General features: G+C 62.1%; 10 protein-coding genes. 3 read left to right on the top strand and 7 right to left on the bottom strand.

All coding sequences use genetic code 11. The features are described 5' to 3' along the window. Positions 1-82: 82 nt before the first annotated feature. Together AC4PWQ_RS05375 and AC4PWQ_RS05370 are read left to right on the top strand one after the other, a co-directional pair. Entirely contained in the window at positions 83-1,684 is a 1,602-nt protein-coding gene (locus tag AC4PWQ_RS05375) for an IS1634 family transposase (RefSeq protein WP_420492511.1), read from the top strand. Between the two features lie 25 nt (positions 1,685-1,709). After that, a complete protein-coding gene (locus tag AC4PWQ_RS05370) occupies positions 1,710-2,705 on the top strand; it encodes an alpha/beta hydrolase family protein (RefSeq protein ID WP_492090000.1) in 996 nt (331 codons plus the stop codon). Here AC4PWQ_RS05370 and drmC read toward each other — a convergent pair. Genes drmC through AC4PWQ_RS05335 form a run of 7 tightly spaced genes read right to left on the bottom strand, consistent with a single transcriptional unit; the run spans position 2,702 to position 17,768 of the window. Continuing rightward, positions 2,702-3,487, bottom strand: coding sequence for a DISARM system phospholipase D-like protein DrmC (drmC, locus tag AC4PWQ_RS05365; RefSeq protein WP_492089999.1), 786 nt, complete (start codon positions 3,485-3,487; stop codon positions 2,702-2,704). The genes AC4PWQ_RS05370 and drmC overlap by 4 nt on opposite strands. A gap of 1 nt (position 3,488) precedes the next feature. Continuing rightward, positions 3,489-5,327, bottom strand: a complete 1,839-nt coding sequence (drmB, locus tag AC4PWQ_RS05360; RefSeq protein WP_492089998.1) for a DrmB family protein — start codon at positions 5,325-5,327, stop codon at positions 3,489-3,491. Next, positions 5,324-9,211 (bottom strand): DISARM system helicase DrmA, encoded by a 3,888-nt coding sequence (gene drmA / locus AC4PWQ_RS05355; protein ID WP_492089997.1) that lies wholly within the window; start codon positions 9,209-9,211, stop codon positions 5,324-5,326. Before drmA ends, drmB begins: the two co-directional genes overlap by 4 nt. An 8-nt stretch (positions 9,212-9,219) precedes the next feature. Then, a complete protein-coding gene (locus AC4PWQ_RS05350; protein WP_492089996.1) occupies positions 9,220-13,269 on the bottom strand; it encodes an Eco57I restriction-modification methylase domain-containing protein in 4,050 nt (1,349 codons plus the stop codon). Positions 13,270-13,309: 40 nt separating this feature from the next. Continuing rightward, a complete protein-coding gene (gene drmD / locus AC4PWQ_RS05345; protein ID WP_492089995.1) occupies positions 13,310-16,459 on the bottom strand; it encodes a DISARM system SNF2-like helicase DrmD in 3,150 nt (1,049 codons plus the stop codon). Further along, on the bottom strand, positions 16,456-17,520 hold the full coding sequence (locus AC4PWQ_RS05340; protein ID WP_492089994.1) for a DNA cytosine methyltransferase: 1,065 nt from the start codon (positions 17,518-17,520) through the stop codon (positions 16,456-16,458). The genes drmD and AC4PWQ_RS05340 overlap by 4 nt, the downstream gene beginning before the upstream one ends. Before the next feature lie 26 nt (positions 17,521-17,546). Next, positions 17,547-17,768: a helix-turn-helix domain-containing protein gene (locus AC4PWQ_RS05335; protein WP_492089993.1), complete on the bottom strand. Its 222-nt coding sequence runs from the start codon at positions 17,766-17,768 to the stop codon at positions 17,547-17,549. Positions 17,769-18,152: 384 nt separating this feature from the next. On the opposite strand from AC4PWQ_RS05335, the gene AC4PWQ_RS05330 reads away from it, so the two are divergent. Then, the gene (locus AC4PWQ_RS05330; RefSeq protein WP_492089992.1) at positions 18,153-19,361 is read left to right on the top strand and encodes an IS110 family RNA-guided transposase; all 1,209 of its coding nucleotides are present in this window, start codon (positions 18,153-18,155) and stop codon (positions 19,359-19,361) included. The last annotated feature ends 17 nt before the right edge of the window (positions 19,362-19,378 follow it).

Genomic DNA, 19,378 nt, shown 5'->3' with positions numbered 1-19,378 from the left:
GGTTTGGGTCGGGTTTTCGTTGATTTTCTGCGGGTGTGGGGGTTGGTTTGGGTCACTAAGGGGGTGGCTATGATGAGGGTTTGTGAGCCCGTTCATCCGTCAAGTGCGTACTGCCTCGGGGGCCACGGCTGTGCAGATCGTGATCAAGGAAGGCCGGCGTAACAGGATTGTTGAGCACATTGGTTCGGCTCGTACGCCTGGCGAGCTTGCTGCCTTGGTCCAGATCGCACGGGAAAAGCTCCATCCTGGCCAGCTCGAGCTAGACCTGGACCTTTCATCGGGGTGGGCAGACTCCGCGCCGGGTGGCCTGGAGGACTACCGGCAGGCGGCCAGTAGCGCAGCGCGCGTGGTTGGCCACCGTAGCGGCTTGTTGTGGCAGATCCTTTGCGATGCTTGGCGGGATCTTGGCTTTGACCAAGCGGTAGGCGATGAGGCCTTCAAACAGATTGTCCTGGCCCGGCTGATCGAACCCACCAGCAAGAGCGCTATAGCAGCAATGTTGACCAGCCTGGGGCTGGAATCCTTTGACTCACGCACCCACTTTCGTGCCCTGGCCCGTTGTGTGGAGCGTGATTACCGCTGCGCTTTGGCTCGCGCGGCTTTGGCGCATTGCCTGGCGTATGGGGATGTGTCCTTGGTGTTGTACGACGTGACTACCTTGTACTTCGAAGTCGAGGAAGAAGACGCGCTACGCAAGGTCGGTTACTCCAAGGAACGCCGCGTCGATCCCCAGATCCTGGTCGGCCTGCTGGTAGACCGCAACGGTTTTCCCCTAGAGGCCTCCTGTTGGGAGGGCAACAAGTGCGAAACCCATACCCTCATCCCCACCATCGAGGCCTTCAAGCAACGCGCTGGGGTGGAAAACCTGGTGGTGGTAGCTGATGCTGGCATGCTCTCTCGGGCTAACTTGCAAGCCCTCAACGAGGCTGGCTACGGCTTCATTGTCGGGGCCAGGCAGACCAAAGCACCCCTGGACCTCCAAGCGCATTTCTTCTGGCACGGGGACTACTTCACTGATGGGCAGATCATTGAGACCATCACCCCACGCCACGCCGGCAAACAAGAACGCGATCAGCGCCTCAAGGCCGAACCGGTCTGGCACCCACAAACACACCCGGGCTCGTGGCGGGCGATCTGGGTCTACTCATCAAAGCGTGCCGCCAGGGACAACAAGACCCTTACTCTCCAGGAGAACCGGGCTAGAGCCATCGTTGCTGGGGAAAAAGCTATGCGCTCAGCCAGGTTCGTCACCACTAGCTCCCAAGGAAGGGGCCTGGATGAAAAGGCCCTGGCCAGGGCGCGGCGTCTAGTCGGGCTTAAGGGCTATGTCACCAACATCCCAGCCCAGTCCATGAGCGCGGCCGAAATTGTGGCTGACTACCACGATCTGTGGAAGGTGGAACAGTCCTTTCGCATGTCCAAACACGATCTACGCGCCCGCCCGGTCTTCCACCACACCCACCAATCCATCCAGGCTCACCTGACCGTGGTAACCGCTGCCCTGGCCATAGCCCGCCACCTACAGACCCGAACCGGCCTGTCCATCAAGAAGATCATCCAGGCCCTCAGGCCCGTCATTGACGTCACCATCAACATCAACGGACACGAACTCACAGCCACCAGCCAACCCCAAGGCCAAGCCGCCAACATCCTGGCCAGCCTCACCAACAAAATGGGTCACTAACGGTGTCAAAAGTCAGGACGGCGACTTGATCGTGCTCGACCGAACCGACCAGACCACAGCAGACGGCATCTACAACCTCTGGTTCGAGCACGGCGGCTGGGCGCAGCTCTCACAGGACGTGCTTGATCGCGGGCCAACCCGTGTCGCGAGAAGGATGACGGGCAGAGCGCCCGGACTCGCGCCGAAGGCCGGTGATCGCGCCTCGTGGAGCGGCATCTACTACGCGACCCCGCAGGAGGCCGGACTCGATGCGCGCGACATCGTCATCACGACCCCCGGAGGGAGGTGCCCGGCCTGGCGTATCGACGGCGACCCTTCGACTTGGGCAATCCACATCCACGGCCTCGGCAGCACCCGCGCCGACACCCTCCGAGGCGTCCTGGCCGCCACCGAACTCGGCTACACCTCCCTCGTCGTCACCTACCGCAACACCGAAGAAGGCCCTCGCGTCGGCACCGGCCGATCCACCCTCGGCCACACCGAGATGGCGGATGTTGACGAGGCCATCGGCTATGCCGTCCGACGAGGTGCCCGACAGATCCTGCTCTTCGGATGGTCAATGGGCGCCGCGATCGCCCTGCAGCTCGCCGACCAGCCCCGACATGAGGGCTTGATTGTTGCGCTGGTGCTCGACTCGCCAGTCCTCGACTGGACCGAAGACATCAAGACGAACTGCACCCGCAGCGGACTCCCCGCAGCAGCCGGATACCTCGCCGTCCCGTGGCTCACCATCGGACCGCTCGCTCGCCTCGTCGGCCTACCAGGCCGCCTTCCGCTCCGATCCTTCGACTGGACCGCCAGAGCAGCAGACCTCAGCACGCCCACGCTCATCCTCCACGGGACGCAAGATGACTCCGCACCAATCCGGCTCTCACAAGCACTCCGAGACCAGCACCCCGACCTCGTGGCCCTTGAGACCTTCGACGCCGATCACACGCTCGCCTGGAACACCGACCCCGACCGCTGGCAGACCACCGTCACCTCGTGGCTTCAGAACCGACGGCAGATCAGAAGCGACTAGGTAGCGGGCTGGACCGGCTCCAGCACTTTCGTCGCGATCAGCGCCTCAAGGTGATTGTGAAGCTCTTCAGGGAGGTTCCCGCCCGTGACGAGAACTCCGAGCTCCATGTTCCGCTCCATTGCCGCAGAGGTGAGATTCGCGCTCGTGATGAAAGCGACCCGACCGTCGGCGACGGCGCACTTCGCATGGACCACACCGGGATACTGGTCTCCAGCGCCCTTCTCGTGGGCCGACCATGCGAACAGCCGAGCTGACGGCACCAGCTTTCGCATCGCCTCCACCGAGTCGTGATCGACTTTCCCGCCATGCGCGATCGAGGACTCAAGCAGAACGTCGACCTGGACCCCGCGTTCGACTGCCTCGGTCAACGCCTTGCCGATCGACTTCACCTGGTAAGCCACGAAACTGACAATGAAGAGACGCCGCTGTGCTGCGTTGATGACTTCCATGAGCACCTGCTCGGTATGCCGGACTGGCACCTGGCCAGAAGACGGCCCTGTACAAGCGAGTTCGACCGAGCCGCGGCGCTGCTGCTCGACAGCCGTTGCCGATGCTCCCCTAAGTGCGGTCGCCACGTCCCGTGGCGACATTGAGTATGCGCGGTGCCATGCCTGACCAAGCCTGGTGATGAGCACCTTGTCGGCGTTGGGGCCGAAGGCCGGCCGAGCCAGCGCGAACTGCTCCACTGATCCGAGTCCTTCGATCTTAGAGGCAACTACGCGAACGCGATCAGGATGGAGCTCCAGCCCCAGCTCCGCGATAACGGCAAGAAGCTCGTCCATGTCAGGCACTGCTCCCATGGAACAGGCAGGCCTGGTCGTCCCTCAGCGTGGGGATCACGAGGGCCCGGTCTAGGTAGCGGTTGCCGCGTTCACACGAGGTCTCTGAAACGAACGTGCACGAATGGCAAGCGGCTGCGTGGAGCGAGCGGTCCTTGCTCGGATCGTGCTCGGAACATAGAGGGTCTGACGAGCAGATGGAGGCTCGTTCGAGCGCTTGGTCGAGTAGCCGACCCAGGAAATCAGGCTTGCCGAGGTCGACGAGGCCTCCGAGCGTACCGTCCGAATCGGCGGCGGCTGTGTAGAGCAGGATGCCAGCCATCGGCGCCTCGGGGTCCGAACTCGCGTATACGCGCTCTCGGATGCTTGCGGCGTTGTATCCGCACTCAAGCGCGAGCTCGCGAATGAGGAGATGCGCGATGGTGTGGAGCATGGTGTACCGGCTCGGGGGGAAGCCAACGTCAGGCTTCAGATGGCGAGCGTTCCGCCAGCCCTGGTGACCGACGAACAGAGTCTTGTCGCGGTCGGCTACCGGAGCATTCTGCTCCCACGACTTGATGACGGACTCGTTGAACTCGATGAAGACTCCTTCGCCGTGCACTTCACTGGCCGGCACCCACTCCGTTGTGCCTCTCGTAAGCGCGGCCATTGGTGGACGCTCGTCAGGGTCGCTCGTTTCCTCGGGTGCTTCGACGCGGGTATATCCGATAAGTGCGTTGACTTCTCTGAGCCGTTCTAGCAGGAGCACGCGCTCGACCTGAGCTTCATACCCAGCTGGCGCTGCAACGGCCGTGCTCATGAAGTGGGGCCAGTCGCTCGGCGGACTGCTTGAGGTCAGAACCTCCCACTCGGGGCCCTTGATGTCTCCTTCAGAGACGACCTCAATGCCCTTCCCGGCTTTGCGGTGTTCGATCGCCTGCCAGATGCTGGGGACATCCCACTTGTCTATGCCGGGCAAGGCGCTGGTTCGGACCAGGGTCTTGACGATGCCTCTGAGCTCAGCTTCGTCTTCCACGTCTGCGAAGTGCTCCCAGCCATCAAGGACCAGCTGGCTGAGCTGGTTCTTCTCTAGCGGGATGGCAAGCACGGAGAGGGTGACGGGGAACCAACTGTTGGTCGCGCCAAGCAGGATCGTGCGGGGTTCTTGGGTGCAATCCTCGTATGAGTCGAGGTGAGGATGCCGCCCCCGGCACCCAGGAAGATTGTCTGCGGCGTCCTTTCCGAATGCGTGGACAAGCGAGCGAGCGTTGTCACAGGTATCGCACTTGACCCAAAGGTTCTCGGTCTGCAGGGACGCGCCCCGCTCGAAGAATCGGAATGTTCCCTTGCAGTCCGATCCACCGTGGATGAACCAGTTCCATGGAAAGTCATCAAGGTGCCCGTTACGGCAGGCAAGTAGGAAGCGAGCAGGCACGGCGTCCGCATGCTTGCCCTTGTCACAGTTCGTGTGCAGGAAGTGGGTTCGCTCTGGCCGGTACGGAAAACTCTTGATGTCGAACAGGCCCGAATCGTACTCGGCGAGAAGCCCACACTTGATGCAGCGCAACCATCGCGGGAACGGGATCACCGGGACGCCAACACGGCCCTCGGCAGAGAACGGGTCCGGTCGGTCTTCCTGGAGGAACGGGGGGATGCGGAGCCGCTGCACGTGCGGGCCGAGGACACGCTTGACCTCAGCGAGCAATCGGGCTTCTTCAACTGGCGGGCACCTGTTGGGGTCCCATTTGTTCAGCCCCATCGTGACGACGGACAGGTTTGGCAGATCAACGATTGAACCCGGCCCGTAAGCCCACAGGAGCTGACTCGGACGGACCTGGCCCACTACGTGGTTGTTCGTGCTCATGCGGCGCCTCCGTCACTGGGTCGAGACCGTGGTTTCCACGGAGGGGCATCAGCCGAGCGTCTTGACGCGTCCATCACGAGTTGAACGCCGGGTTCTACCTCTCGCATGGACATCGGGACAGTGAACTCGTCCCACGCTTGGGCACCAGGCTTTCTCAACAGCCCGACTACATCGCCCTGCCCGCGCTCAGTCTCATAGCCAAGGCGGCGCCCGCCCATTGCCGCTTCCTTTGCCCAACGGTCGGTCCGGTCACGGGCCATCCCGAGAACGAGGTCGCGCGCGGCCTTGTCTTTGGCCTTCCACGCCCGTTCCGAGACGGCCTCGATCGCTTGGGTTGCTTCTGGTCCGGAGGTCTTGTCCATCGACTGGGCACCGAGATTCGGGTTCAGCGAGTCGTTGCCGAGCCGCATCAGGCTGACCATGGTGCCCGTCAGTGCACGATCAAGTGCCCTGGGAGCGAACGGAGTGACGGACTGGGCTTCGACGTGCTTGTAGAACGTCGAGTGGTAGTGCTCGAACGTCTCATAGTGCGACAGGTCGCGCGGCCTGCTCCAGGTGAGGACTGTGACAACGAGGCCAGGGAACGAACGTCCGACGCGGCTCGTGGCCTGGATGTACTCGGCGGTGTTCTTCGGTTGTCCGTTGACGACCATGAGGCCGAGACGGTTCACGTCAACGCCCACCGACAGCATGTTGGTGGCAAGAACGATGTCGTAGGCGCGAGCCTCTCCAGACTCCCACTTCTCCTTGAAAGGCAACTCCAGGCGGTCAAGCTTCTGCGGAATCTCCTTGCTGGTGACCCGTGAGGTCAGCTCGTCCACCTGGTTCACCGAGCGTTGTGTCAGGCCAGGGCGGCTCACGTCACTCATCTCCACCCGATACGCACGAGTCTGCACATCATCCTCGGCCAGGCGCCTCATGCCTCCGAGTTCGCGTAGTGAGTTGAAGTAGCCGACAAGGGTCATGTAGGGATCCGCGGCAGCGCCGAAGTCTTGGAAGAGGGTCTTCGCGGCAGTGAGCAATGCGACGTACACGCGGATGAGCACCGCAGGCCGTGAGCTGCCTGGCGAGCAGATGCCGAGGTAGAGCCTGCCGGGTCGGTCCTCTGTGGAGCGCTGCACCGAGAAGAAGTTGTCCTCAACGTCCAACCCGTGTGGCGGGAAGATCGCGACTTGGCGTAGGAACACGTTATTCACCTGTTCCTCGGCCTTTCGGACGGTGGCGGTCGAGGCGATGACCTTCGGCCGGACCCGCTTGTCGCCCAGGGTCCACGTGGACAGTTCATCGACGGCCGTCTCATAGACGCCAACCATCGTTCCAAGGGGTCCACTGATGAGGTGGAACTCGTCCTGAATGATGAGGTCGGGTGGCCGAAGCGGCGAAATCACCTTCACACGGGTCGCGGGTCTTCCTCGCTCAGCCTCGTGGTTTCCATGGCAAGGACTCCCGTGCCACAACAGGCCATGACGCGGGCATTCCGACGTGGCAGCACCGAACAGGGTCCGAGTCTGTCCGCGCCACGCCATCATCGCGAACTTATCGACCGTGGCGATCAGCATCGATGGTGGACGACGATAGATTTCCTCGTCCACCACAACGACAGGGAGTCCAAGGTCGGGGTATTGGGCCTTGGAGAACTCGCAACGGCCATACTTGTCGCTGCAATAGATGAACGTCTGGTCTGCGCCAGGATACTTCTCGACGGTGATGTCTCGGCCAGGGTTGATCGCAGAACCACACCAGGGGCAGCTGGTCAACTGCGCGGGCGTTGAGCCTGTGTCGCGGCGGTTGTCACGCTCCTTCTCGATCGCCTCATGGCTGTCCTCTGTGCGGTTCGGTGTCACCTTCCCGCCAACCCAGAGGCCAAGAGTGAAGGGTTCCGAGCCCCAGGTCTCGGGGTCTTGTTTGCGGAGCAACTCCATGGCGCAGATGAGGGTTGAGGCTCGCTGGAACTGCTGCAAGGTGAGCAGGCGCAGCGTGTAGCGCATGATGACGGCGAGACCGCGTGTGGCATCAAGGCCGCCGAGCGTGCCTTGGAGCCGTCGGATCGACATGGCGAATGCCGCGACACCAAGATATGCCTCAGTCTTGCCGCCGCCGGTTGGGAACCAGAGCAAGTCGGCGTATGCGGCCAGCGGTTCTGTCCGGTCCGAGTGCTCTGGGTCTGCCAACGCTGGGACAGATAGGAGCAGGAAGGCCAGCTGGAACGGATGCCAGGTGCGGTTCGCAGGGATGCTCAGCTCGTCCACCGTAACCGCCTCACCCTGGCGACGTTTGCGGGCGTAGATGCCACGAACGCGCTGTTGTGCCATAGCGCGGTTGGCGAACCGGAACGCCGACATGGCATGCGTGTTCAGGCGCAGCGTCGAGATGCCTTCTTTGAGTCGTTCGAGGATGAGTTCGCAACGCTCCATAGCGTCTTGGGCTTGGGTGTCGTAGCCCTCGACGGATACCCCGATGGCAGCGCGGTTCTCTGCAATCCAGTCCTCATAGTCACCGGCGAGAACGGTCAGGGCTGCAAGTAGTTCCTCATCGGACAGCTCGGCTGAATCAGCCAGCTTCTCCATATCGAGCCAACCGTGCGCCCTCAGGTCGCGTAGGGCCGCACGGTCGGCCGACTCGGCCCCGGGGGCCTCGGTGATCTGGATTTCCTGATCGGGGATGACGGTGGTCCGCACCTCAATCGCCAGCTCAGGGTCGGACGCACTAACCACTGCATGGACCGAGGTTCCGTGGCCGGTGGCGAACTCAACACGCCTCCTGTAGATCATCTCCAGCGACAGCCGTTCTTCGTCGTGCTGCTCGGCATCAAGCAACGGTCGACGGCGGAAGACAGCGCCGCCAGAGTCGTCTCGTACAACGATCTCCGGCTGGAAGACCCAGGCTTGGTCACGGTTCTGCTGCGGCTCGGTCTGTCCGTTGACCAGAAACAGCGTCACCAGTCGATTCCCTTGGCCGACCGGCCGACTGACGCTTCCTTGGAGACGAACCTCGGGGACTGCGTTGTCCACGGTGCATGGCGTGAGTGGTCCTTCGCTCAGCGCGAGCGTGACCTTGCCGCCTGCGGGGATTCGCTTCCAGCAACGCTTCCCCGACTCTTCTGACTTGCTTCGTACATAGCGACCCCACGAGACCGCGACTTCGACCGCTTTCTGATCCTCTGGCACACAGAACGTCAATCCCATGGAGGACGGAACCAGTGACTGACTCTCGGAGGCGTTGACCTCTGGTTCGTCGTCTTCCTCGGCCGGGCTCGTAGCAGGTACTGAATCCCGGCTGATGTGCGCCTCATTCCCGTAGACACGGAGATCGCCGGGCGTATCACCGTCGGTGATCTCTTCCTCAGCGAATTCCGCGTTCCGTGGCGCGTTGTGCGCGGGGTCAAGGGGTGCAAGCTTGCCCACCAGGTACCGGTCGCGCACGCTCATACCCACGATCTCTTCGTGGGGGCCATTCGCGGGGCCGAGTAGATCATCGACAACAGCAAGACGAAGGAGCTCCCGCACATAGGCCTGCTCGGCCTTCGTCTTGCCGGACAGTGTCGGGAGGACGTTGAACGCGTCGCCGGTCAACCGAACTACAGCCTGTTCGAAGAGGTCCCAGTCGAGCCGAGTCGCATCGCGATCCGCCTGGATCGTGATGCCGAGGTCGGCCAGCACAGCAGGTTCGGCCGCCTGAACGGCGAGGTCCAGGTAGACGACCACTCCGTTCGCCGTCCCCTTCACGCGGTAGACGCGGGCGACAGCGAAGGCCACGGCATCTGACACGAGCAGTAGACCATCGCCCTTCCGGACAGCACGGTCGCCCATGTTCTCGTGGAGGGTCACCCTGAAATCGCCGGCAGGCATCCCTCGTGTTGCGGCCACAGCCCAAGCGTTCTCCATTGCGCCTCCTACTGCTCAATCCTCAAGTCTTCGCCGAGTAGAGACTGGGCGTCATCGTGAGCCGGCTTTCGCCGGGGTCCCCGCCTCCCAGGCTGCCCCTTGGCTGCCTCTTCAACCTCGAATCGCTGGCGATTGAGCGCAGTGAGCCGTCGCATCAGCTCGCCGTTCGTTTCGTCGCTCACCGCCCAACGCCACGGATCGTTCTCCGTGCTCGCGGCGTACGGACGGAAATCGAAGGTCACGTCCAGGTCTCCCCATCCGTATGCGTCACTCACGAACCCATCCACCTGCTCCAGGAGAGTACGTGCGCCAAGGATCGCCTCATCTGTACAAGCTGGGTCATTTAAGAGGTTGAGGAAGCCTGTGAGTCCTTCCCCCGAGGTAAACGACCATTGCATCACAGCCTGATTGAAACGGTCGGCTGCCTGCTCGCCCGTGAAGGAGACACTCAACTCCGGTAGGGCGAATGTCGATACCGCCTCGCTGATCGAGAGCCGGATCGTTTTGGGATCGGCGCCGAGACTCCGAACAGAGAATGCGTAGAGCCACCTGCGGAAGAAAGAACTTAAGCAGATCGCGTACATATCCGATCGCACGGGCGACAGGAGTACAACCATGTTTGTGTACACCCAGTCGGACGGCGCAAGCATACTGAATGGATACTTGGCGGCCTTGGGAAACGCGATGAATGAATCGTGCTTGCGGAGCGCACGCATGCCCTCTGATCGATGGTTCCAGAACTGCCACCAGCGGTCAACCAACCCTTTGTAGCTCCGCAGCTTCGCGTCAGTCCTGGTCGGCTTCACAACCTCAGTCAGGAACTCAAAAGCAATGGGCCAGTTGGCTGCGATGTCAGTGAGATCGCGGTCGCCAATGTCGAGCACCCACCGTCTCACCCTCTGCAAAGCGTGATCGGTAATGTCGTTTCCGCTGATGTACGGCCTCACCAACGTGTTGGCCTCGCTACTGAGGCGTCCGAGCCATGGGTCTCCGTGCGTGAGGACGAACGCTAAGCCTTGGCTATTGTCCACGCCAGCGAAGGCCTCTGGCGCCGCCCCAAGTTTCTTCGGCTGCCAATCGTCGCGGCTCCCGTCTTCAAGGCGAGGGCCGATGTAGCCGACCTCTTGACCGTCCAAGTGGCGGGCTCCGGCCCAAGCACCCTTGAAGAACGCGATGAGTGAGACTACGACGGATGCGGCTCCTGGCCACCGCACGCTCTTACGCGCCCAGGTCACATCGCCGTTCTTCACGATCACGCCGAGTCCGACCTTGATGGCACTTCCCTCAGTCATGTTGTCGCGAGCTACGAGCCCGTACATACCGCCCGGACGGAGCAGGTCGACGGCGCGACGGTGGAAGGCGATGCAGAGGTCAATTTTACCGGGCGCCGTTCCAAGGACTTGTCTGACCTGCGCCTGCATCTTGTCACCAAACGATGATTTCCAGAGTCGGTTACCAAGGAAAGGCGGATTGCCGAGAACGGCGTGGAACCCGCCGTCTTGGAATACTTCCGGAAACTCTAGTGCCCAATGGAATGGTTGCCGCGATCGTGCCCCTGCGGGGAGTCCGTCAGTCATGAGGTGATTCACTCTCCGGTGAATGACTTGGTCATAGTCGGTCTCGCCACGCATGAAGAACTCCGCGTTGGCGCGAAGGGCTGCCTCGGCGTTCTTCTGCGCCTTTGCATTGCCCGCGCTCTCAAGACCTTCGCCAACGAGGCAATCGGCAATGAGATCAACGGCTGCCAGATGGTCTCGTGCCTGCGAGTCGAGCGCGGCCATGGCGTAGGTATCGGAAATATCGTGCGTGACGATTGCGCGGAGTCTCTGCCGGAGCGTGATGACTTCTTCAACCACATTCTCTACAGACCGGCCAAAGAGTTCGGTCTGCTGCTCCCCGCTAGTGGGGGTGAGCCGGAGCTGCCTGACTTGCGACAGGCTGTGGACGCCGAGGAGGCTGTCACCGACCCGAAGACTGTGGTCAAGAAAGCCGAAGGGCTTGTCCTGCGCGAGCGTGACCAACCAGAGTGAGAGCTTCGCCAGCTCAACCGCGAGCGAGTTGACGTCTACCCCGTACAGGCACCGTTCTGCGACGAGCCTCCTCGCCGTGATGATCCGTTCGTCTGCGCTTCGCGGCAGTGGCGCGGCGGAGCCAAGCTCCGTGACGGGCTCGCCATCGTCTGTCACTGAAAGGCCCTCAGCCTCCGCCGTGTCCCACGCCTCGACCAGTCGTTCTGCCAAGTAACGGCATGCCTGTACAAGGAACGCTCCTGAACCCATCGCGGGGTCACAGATCTTGAGGTCGAGAATCGATCCAGGAGGGATGAGTGCCCATCGATCTCTCGGCTGGCCCTCTGCAGGACCTTTGTATACAAGGGGTTCGAGGGCCACGTTCACGATCTGTTCGGTGAGTGAACGTGGCGTGTAGTGCGTGCCGCTTTCTCGGCGGTCGGCACCTGGAGTGACCATAAACGAATGGGCTCTGAAGATGATCGGCTCACCCCATGCGTCGCGCCTCACCAGATTGGCGAACGGCGCGATGCGGTCTGAGATCGTCCGGTCTCCATTCGCCGCGTTCAAGATGGCTGCCGCTGTAGTGTCCGAGGGACGTCTTGTGATCTCGCTCCGGACGGAGGCCGGCGTCCGCGCGGTGGCTTCCGCGATCTTGGAGACCAGAGCGTCTTGGCCTTCGACTCGCAGTGACTCCAGGGCAGCCAAGCTCATCGTTGGGTAGCGGTACTTTGCTGAGCCCCGGAGGCCAAGAGTGATGTCCGGCACACGAACTACGGTGTGGTCGAGCAGTCCCTCGTAGACGTGTCCGATCTGCTCGACATCAAGGGCTCGATACGAGAGGGCGAGCGCACCGTGAGACTGCTCCAGCACCTGCAAGGAGTTGAGGAGTAGAAGGACGGTGCGGTTATCGATCGGCAGCGGCTGCGAGGCTGTGTCCAGCCATGAAGTGCCAAGCGCGCGACCTTCGAGGAACGGATATCGGTCGGGGTCGAACAAGGAGCCACCCATGGCGGGTAGTCGCAGGTCTTCGTGCTCGATACCTGCGTAGACGGCACGGAACGCAGCCAAAAGCCTCGCCCAGGCGTCGAAGCGGCGTTCCAGCACTTCATCGCCCAGGTGGTCTGCTTCCTCGGCGAGCTTGCCACGGAGAGTCGAGACCGCGAGGTTCTGGTCGTATATGGGGTCCCCGAGGAGGAAGAGGCCTCGTTCTTCGGCGCACAAGACGAACACAAGGCGCATCATGACTGTGAGTGAAGCCTCATAGAGCAGTGATGGGGGGACGTCGTGCAGGAGTTCCCTATTGCGGTCCTGATCGGCCTTGTCGAGCGCCTGGATCAGTACCTCGGTGGCTCGGCGTACCTGCTCGCCAAGCGTGTCGGTGACTTCCTCCTGGTGCTTCAGCGACTCGTCGAGAAGCGCTTCGAGGGTCTGGTCGGTGGGCCCGAAGCAACGCCGCACGCCAAGTAACGACTGGAACGCCTTGAGCGTCGCTGGCTCTTGGAACCAGAAGCGCGAATGCCAGACGGCCTGCCCAGACGGTGTGTCAGCGGGCGCGTTGACGAGCACCCACGATTCTCCATTCGTAACGATCCCGATTCGGACGCCGTGCTCACGACACAGCAGGGTCATCCGTTCCAACTCAGTCGCGAGCCAGCCGTCAAACTGAGCGGCGGACTCAAGGTCGGCGTCGGGGTGAGTCACTGCTATGAACGCGCGCGGCTCAGTTGAACCTGGAGCGTGGATGATCCATGTGGGCGCGTAACGTGCCGTCCCGTCAGGCGACGAGACCGACAGGCCACCGCCCACCCAGGAAGAGAGTGGCGTTGCTGACTCCTCGTCGAACTCAAGCAACTCGGTCACGACCAGGTTCACCCACGCATCGTGAAGTTGTGGCAGAAGCTCGTCGTCCTCGTCGACGGCTTCGCGCCACTCAGAGTAGGCGGAACGGAGTTGCTGGCGTCGAGGGGTCTCGATTGATTCGAGGCCTTGTGGGAACGCCTGTTCGAGGACTGTGAGCGTCAGGAACGGACCGCTGGTCTCGACCAACGAGAGCCATTCGATTTGCTGCGACTGTGCGACCACGCGTTCAGCCCCTCCGTGCCATAGACTCAGGGACCAGGAAAATCACCGCTGCGGGGAAGGTGCGTGCGACAGGATCGGCGTACTGACGCTTGATAGCCGCCTCCTCAGCCGCGCGTTCTGCCGGGATGCGGTCGAGGCGGCCTTCGAGGGCAGCGATGTCTTTGGCTACCTGGCTCATCTCTTGCGGCGACAGGCCCGGTAGATAGAGATTGCTCTCGGCGTCGTTGGGGTTCAGCTCCTTGGTGATTGCTTGTTCGAGCTCGTCGAGCACAGAGTGGAGGTCGGTCAGATCGTGGGTCAGTCGATCGTTGAGTGTCTTGTCGAGGCTGTCGAGGCGCTCTTTGGACCGGGCTTCGACCGCGCTCATGATGGATTGCTCGCTGTTCGCGAATCTCTCCTTGAGTACGGCGAACAGCGCGTCGCTCGGATTGACCGGGGTGGCCGATGCGAGCAGCTCTTCACGCTTGGCAACCTGGGTGATCCGGTTGAAGCGGTCGTGGCCAAGCTCACCTCCGGACAGAGTGAGTTCTTCGTGAAGCCGTCGGTGATCCCCGCCGGTGATGACGAGTCGTGACCAGAGGAGGACAACGGGCTGCGGAGCAAGGCTGTCCGATACAGCCCGGACCGCTACGCGGTTCAGTTTCTTGGTGTCGTGCGGCTTCCAGATTTCCTCGCGTAGGAGCCGCAAGCACATCTGGACCAGTCTGTGTCCGAGGTGCGCAAGCACCACGTCATCGCGGCCCTTCGACGCCTCATGATCGAAAGTGATCGGGCGCCGTTCGTGGGTGTGTGGGTGTTCAAGTCCCCGAGTTGCCTTGCCCCAGGAGCCATTGAGCTCAGGCACCGTGAAAGCAACTGCGTCTGACGCGCCGGACAGCTTCACCTGGGTCAGTGGAGGCTTCTCGGCCAGGTCGAGGGCCACGCTGACTGCGCGTTCGATGTTCTCTGGTGACATGCGAAATTCGCTTTGCGCCTGGATCAGCGCCTGGTGCAAGCGCTGAATCCGATCGCGCAGTTGGCGCTCAGCGGCAACGAAGCGGCGGGCGCGTGCTGCGTTGGCTTCGGCCGAGACCGTATCGAAGCGGTTCCGCCGACCGAGCATGATCTCTTCGATCTGCTGCGCGAGGACTGGCCCAACACTGCCGAGGTCTTCGCGGATCGTTTCGACCTTGTTCGCCGCTCGCATCAGGTACTCATGGTCGCCAGCAACCTCAGCTGGGGTGAGTGCGCTGGCGCTGCGTGCTCGACCCACCGGGTGCCAGATGAAAACGGTGTCTTGTTTCTGGCCGTGGCGATCAATGCGCCCGTTGCGCTGCTCCATGACGTTCGGATTCCAGGGAATCTCGACGTGGATGAGGTAGTTGCAGTGGTTCTGGAGGTCGATCCCCTCGGATGCGGCGTCGGTTGCAAGCAGAATGCGCACTGGGGACACCGCTGGGTCGGCTTGGAAGGCCGCCTTCACGGTCTCGCGATCGTCCGGGTCGACATCGCCGTGGAGGAACGCCAGGCGGTCGCCACCGTATCCGTGGCTCGCGAGAATCTGCTGTAGCCAGCTATGCGTCGCGCGGTACTCAGTGAACAGGATGACGCGCTTGTTGTTCCACTGACCATCGGGCTCTTTGAGATGCGACTCAATCCATTCGAGGATCGCTTTCGCTTTGGAGTCGGGCTTGTTGCGCGCGCCTTCGGCCCAGACGGTCAGCCGGTCCAGCGTGTCGCGCTGGCTCTGGGTCAGCGGTACGGCGAGCTCGGAGGCCAGTTCCACGGCCTCGTGCTGGGCGTCCTCCAGCGTGGAGTCGTTCGCCTGGTCCTCCTCGGCGCGAAGGATCGCCTTGCGCAACACCCGATCATCCATGGCGCCGAGGGGCTTGGATGCGCGCGAGCCGCGGCTCAGCGTCTCGCGGTGGCGCGCGAGCGTCGTCGCAAACGCGAGCGGCGAAGAGAACAGGCGCTTCTTGAGGAGCTTGTGAGCAAAATCCGTGCCATAGGCATACTTGCCACTGCCAACAGACTTTGAGCGGTCGGTGATGAAATCCTGAAGCAGTGCGTGTGCTTCGATCTCACTCTCGGTGTAGGCGACTTCGAGCGCGACGAGTCTTCGCTCGGGGAAGATGCGCTTGCCGTCAGGGTCCGTGATGTCGCTCTTGAGGCGGCGAACCATGACGCGATGCAGCTGTTGTTCGTCCGGCAGAACGGAGCGAGCGAAACGCTGATCGTCCAGAAGCTCCAACAGCGAGGTAAAGGACGCCTGGTAGCCATTGTGCGGGGTGGCAGTCAGGAACAAGCGGTGGGAGAAGTTGGGGGCGAGAGTCCGGATCAGCCTCGTTCGTTGGCTCTCAAGGGCATACCGCGTGGCTGCGGCAGGCGCGACGTTGTGGGCCTCGTCGACGATGAGGATGTCGAACTTACGCGGGTAGGTGCTTGAGGTAGGGAGGATGTCCTTGAGTAACCGCAGGCCCTCGCCTGACTTGGCCCAATCCACTGACGTGATGAGCCGTGGGAAAGAAGTCCACGGGTTTGCTTGGATTCCTCTGCTGCGTCGTAGCTGCTTGACGTACTCCGTATCGACGATTCGGAACTCCAGACCGAATTTCTCCTGCATCTCCGTTTGCCACTTGATCTGAAGGCTCGCTGGGCAAACGACGAGAACCGTGCGGGCTCGATGCCGGATCAGCAACTCCTGGACAACCAGGCCAGCCTCAATGGTCTTGCCGAGGCCCACATCGTCCGCGATCAGGAGGTTCGCCCGTGCCATGTCAATGGCCCTGACGAGTGGATCAAGCTGATAGTCCTCAATGGAGATGCCGCTGCGGAACGGTGCTTGGAGGAACGTGCGGTTCGCGTTGGTTGCCGCGCCCCAGCGCACCGCGTCAAGGAAAGCCTCCAGCCGGTCATCCGAGTCCCAGCCGGTGAGCTCCGGCAGCCCGGCCTTTTCGAGTACTTGCGCACCAGGCTCAAGTTCCCAAATCACCTGAAGCTCTTCTCCTAGCGCATCCTCGTCCAGCGAGGAGAGCGTGACGAGGTGCTGCGGACGCGTCCCGGGCAGCGCGCTCCCTGTTGGCGCTTCAGACACAACCCATTGGCGACGACGTACCTCGACGAGCTGGCCGGGTTCAGGAACAGTCTGAGTCGAGAGTGCTTGGTCAGGTGTCATGCGAGCTGGCCCTCAGCAAGCAGACGAAGAACATCCTCACGATGCGCCTTGACGTGGGCCTTCATGCTCCGGCCGATGAGTTCGCCAAGTGTGACAGGCACTGCGTTGCCGATCAGTCTGCCGATGGTCTTCATGTGCACAGGGGCACCGGGCGCGACGAACTGGTAGTTCGGGGGGAAGCCCTGCAAGATCGCTCCCTCTCGTAGAGAGATCGCTCGATCCTGGGAAGGGTGCCCGAAGCGTCCGTTACCGAACCCGTAGAACTGGGTGGTCATGGTAGGAGCGGCCTCGTCCCAAGCCATGCGACCGTACACACCGGGGTAGGTCTTGCCGGACTCCTTCTTGTGGCACTCAGCGACAAGTTCGTCGGGCCAATCACGCCAGGTGCCGCCGGGCTTCGACGCCTTGATCCTGCGCAGATTCAGTGAGGACAGCCCAGAGGCTCGGTGCAACCGATCTGTTGCATCTGCTGAGCCCGCTGCCAGGGGTGGCACCCTCCCGTTGCCGATCGCTTCGCGAACGCTCGTCGGCTTCGCCTTGAACTGAGCGGGGGTGAGGAGACTGATCGGGCCAAGGCGCGAAGCGAGGAGAACCAGTCGATTTCGGTGCTGCGGAACACCGTAGTCTTGGCAGTTGACAACCTGCTTGGATACCTCGTAACCGCTGGCTTCAAGCGATGCAACGAACTCATCGAAGACAGCATGGTCGAGCAGACCGGGCACGTTCTCCATGGTGACCAACTCTGGGAGCAATTCTCCTGCAAGCCGCGAGAAATGCCGCAGCAACCACCACCGGTCGTCGTCGGTTGAAGCCTTCTGGTTGTAGGAAGAGAACGTCTGACACGGGGCGCAGCCAGCCAGCAGGCGAACGCTTCTCGGCAGGTAGTACGAGGCGAGCTCGTCGGACTCAATGTCCCCGACTGACTTGAGGAGGAACTTGGCCTTGTTGTTCTCCGTGTACGGGTACTCGCACGCGGGATCGACATCGACGCCGACGCGGACGTTGATTCCGGCCTTGGCAAGGCCATGGGTCAGCCCGCCTGCCCCACTGAACAGGTCCACGGCGTTGATTCGAACGCGGGGCGTGGTCACTTGGCCCCGCCTTCGGGCGCCTCTTCGCGCGCGTCGCCGGCAGCGCCGCCAGCTTCGACCCAGGCATCAACCTGGTCTCGTTTGAACTCCCACTTTCGCCCCATCTTGTGGGCGGGCATGGCTGAGCGATCAATCCAGCGATAGACGGTGTCGCTGCTCACTCCGAGGTGCTGGCAAATCTCCTCGACGGATAGCCAGCGATCCTGCACGTCAGCCATCTGTTCTCCTTCGGCCTGTGCGCCGAGGGCGCCCCTGTGTGCTGCGATCGTCGGAAGCGAGCACGCAGCCACCTCCAAGTCTAGGCGAGAATTATCGAGGGCGCCTGATTTGGGCCGCAGAGGAGCGCATACGACCGCTCGCGGCGGCGGTCTTCCCCGTTACCTTGTTTGTGGCTCGGTTGTTCCGGGCTCGGCCAGCTGTCGTGGGCATGATGGTTTGCCCCTGTCTAACCAATGATCCGGGGGGTGTTGTCACCCACGACAGTTGGGCGCAGGGGAGACGCTGATTAGGGGAACGACCCGCTTGTAGCGAGGTCTAACGCACACGTGGGTGCGGGACTAGCGACCGTGGCGCTGGCCGTGGTTTAGCAAGGGGCAGGACACATGGAAGTAGACCAGATCTCAGTCTTTGTCGGCATCGACGTGGGCAAAAGCGAACACTGGGCTCACGCCCTAGACCGCGCGGGCAAGAAACTGCTAGACAAGCCTTTGCCCAACGACGAGTCCAAACTCCGCTCGCTCTACCAAGACCTAGCTAGACACGGCACGGTCTTGGTAGTGGTGGACCAGCCAGCCACCATCGGGGCCCTGGCCGTGGCAGTAGCCCAAGACATGGAAATCACCGTGGCCTACCTGCCAGGTCTGTCCATGCGCCGTATCGCCGACCTAACCCCGGGCAATGCGAAAACAGACAAACGTGACGCCGCCGTGATCGCCATGGCTGCTTTGACCATGCCTCACACCCTGCGCGCGTTAGGCGATGGAGAACAGGACGGCCCGGCCTTGGCGATGCTGACCGGGTTTGATCTGGACCTAGCCCGTCAGGTCAACCAGACAGCAAACCGGATCAGAGGCCTGTACACCCAGATCCACCCCGCCCTGGAAGCTGTCCTTGGCCCCAAACTGGAGCATGACTCCATACTCCAGCTCATCAACACCTACCCCACCCCAGCCCAACTGAAGAAAGCTGGAAAGACGCGGATTGCCGCCAAACTCAAAGCCAACGGAGCCAAACTCTACGCCGCATGGGCCGACCAGATCGTCCAAGCACTAGCCAAACAAAGTGTCACCGTTGCCGGCACCCAAGCCGCAGGCACAGTCCTGCCCCACCTGGCCCAGCAGCTAATCACCCTGCACGCCCAACGCAAAGACATCGCCACCCAGGTCGAGCACCTAGTGCAGGCCCACCCTCTTTTCCAGGTCCTGACTTCCATGCCCGGGATCGGAATCAGGACCGCAGCTGTTTTCCTCGCCGAGACCCTGGGCAAGACCTTCCCCACCGCAGCCCACCTAGCCTCCTACGCCGGTCTAACCCCGGTAACCAGACGCTCGGGCAGCTCCATCAGAGGTGAACACGTATCCAGAACAGGCAACAAACGCCTCAAACGAGCCATGTTCCTAGCTGCCTTTGCCTCCCTACGAAGCGATGCCACCTCCCGTGCTTACTACGACCGTAAACGCGCCCAAGGCAAACGCCACAACCAAGCACTCCTCGCCCTGGCCCACCGCCGCATCCTCACCCTGCACGCCATGATCCGCACAGGCACCCTCTATACCCCACAACCAAGCCCAAAACTCGTTCAAGCCGCTTGACAAACAACATAGGGGCA

It is taken from the genome of Buchananella sp. 103232 (assembly GCF_058725725.1).
Note: the sequence above shows the minus strand (reverse complement) of the source record. Positions and strands in the feature narration are given on the sequence as shown.

Coding starts and splice junctions, on each gene's coding strand:
- AC4PWQ_RS05335 (WP_492089993.1), bottom strand. CDS start 17,768: ATGGCTGACGTGCAGGATCGCTGGCTATCCGTCGAGGAGATTTGCCAG.
- drmD (WP_492089995.1), bottom strand. CDS start 16,459: ATGACACCTGACCAAGCACTCTCGACTCAGACTGTTCCTGAACCCGGC.
- drmB (WP_492089998.1), bottom strand. CDS start 5,327: ATGAGCACGAACAACCACGTAGTGGGCCAGGTCCGTCCGAGTCAGCTC.
- drmA (WP_492089997.1), bottom strand. CDS start 9,211: ATGGAGAACGCTTGGGCTGTGGCCGCAACACGAGGGATGCCTGCCGGC.
- AC4PWQ_RS05330 (WP_492089992.1), top strand. CDS start 18,153: ATGGAAGTAGACCAGATCTCAGTCTTTGTCGGCATCGACGTGGGCAAA.
- drmC (WP_492089999.1), bottom strand. CDS start 3,487: ATGGACGAGCTTCTTGCCGTTATCGCGGAGCTGGGGCTGGAGCTCCAT.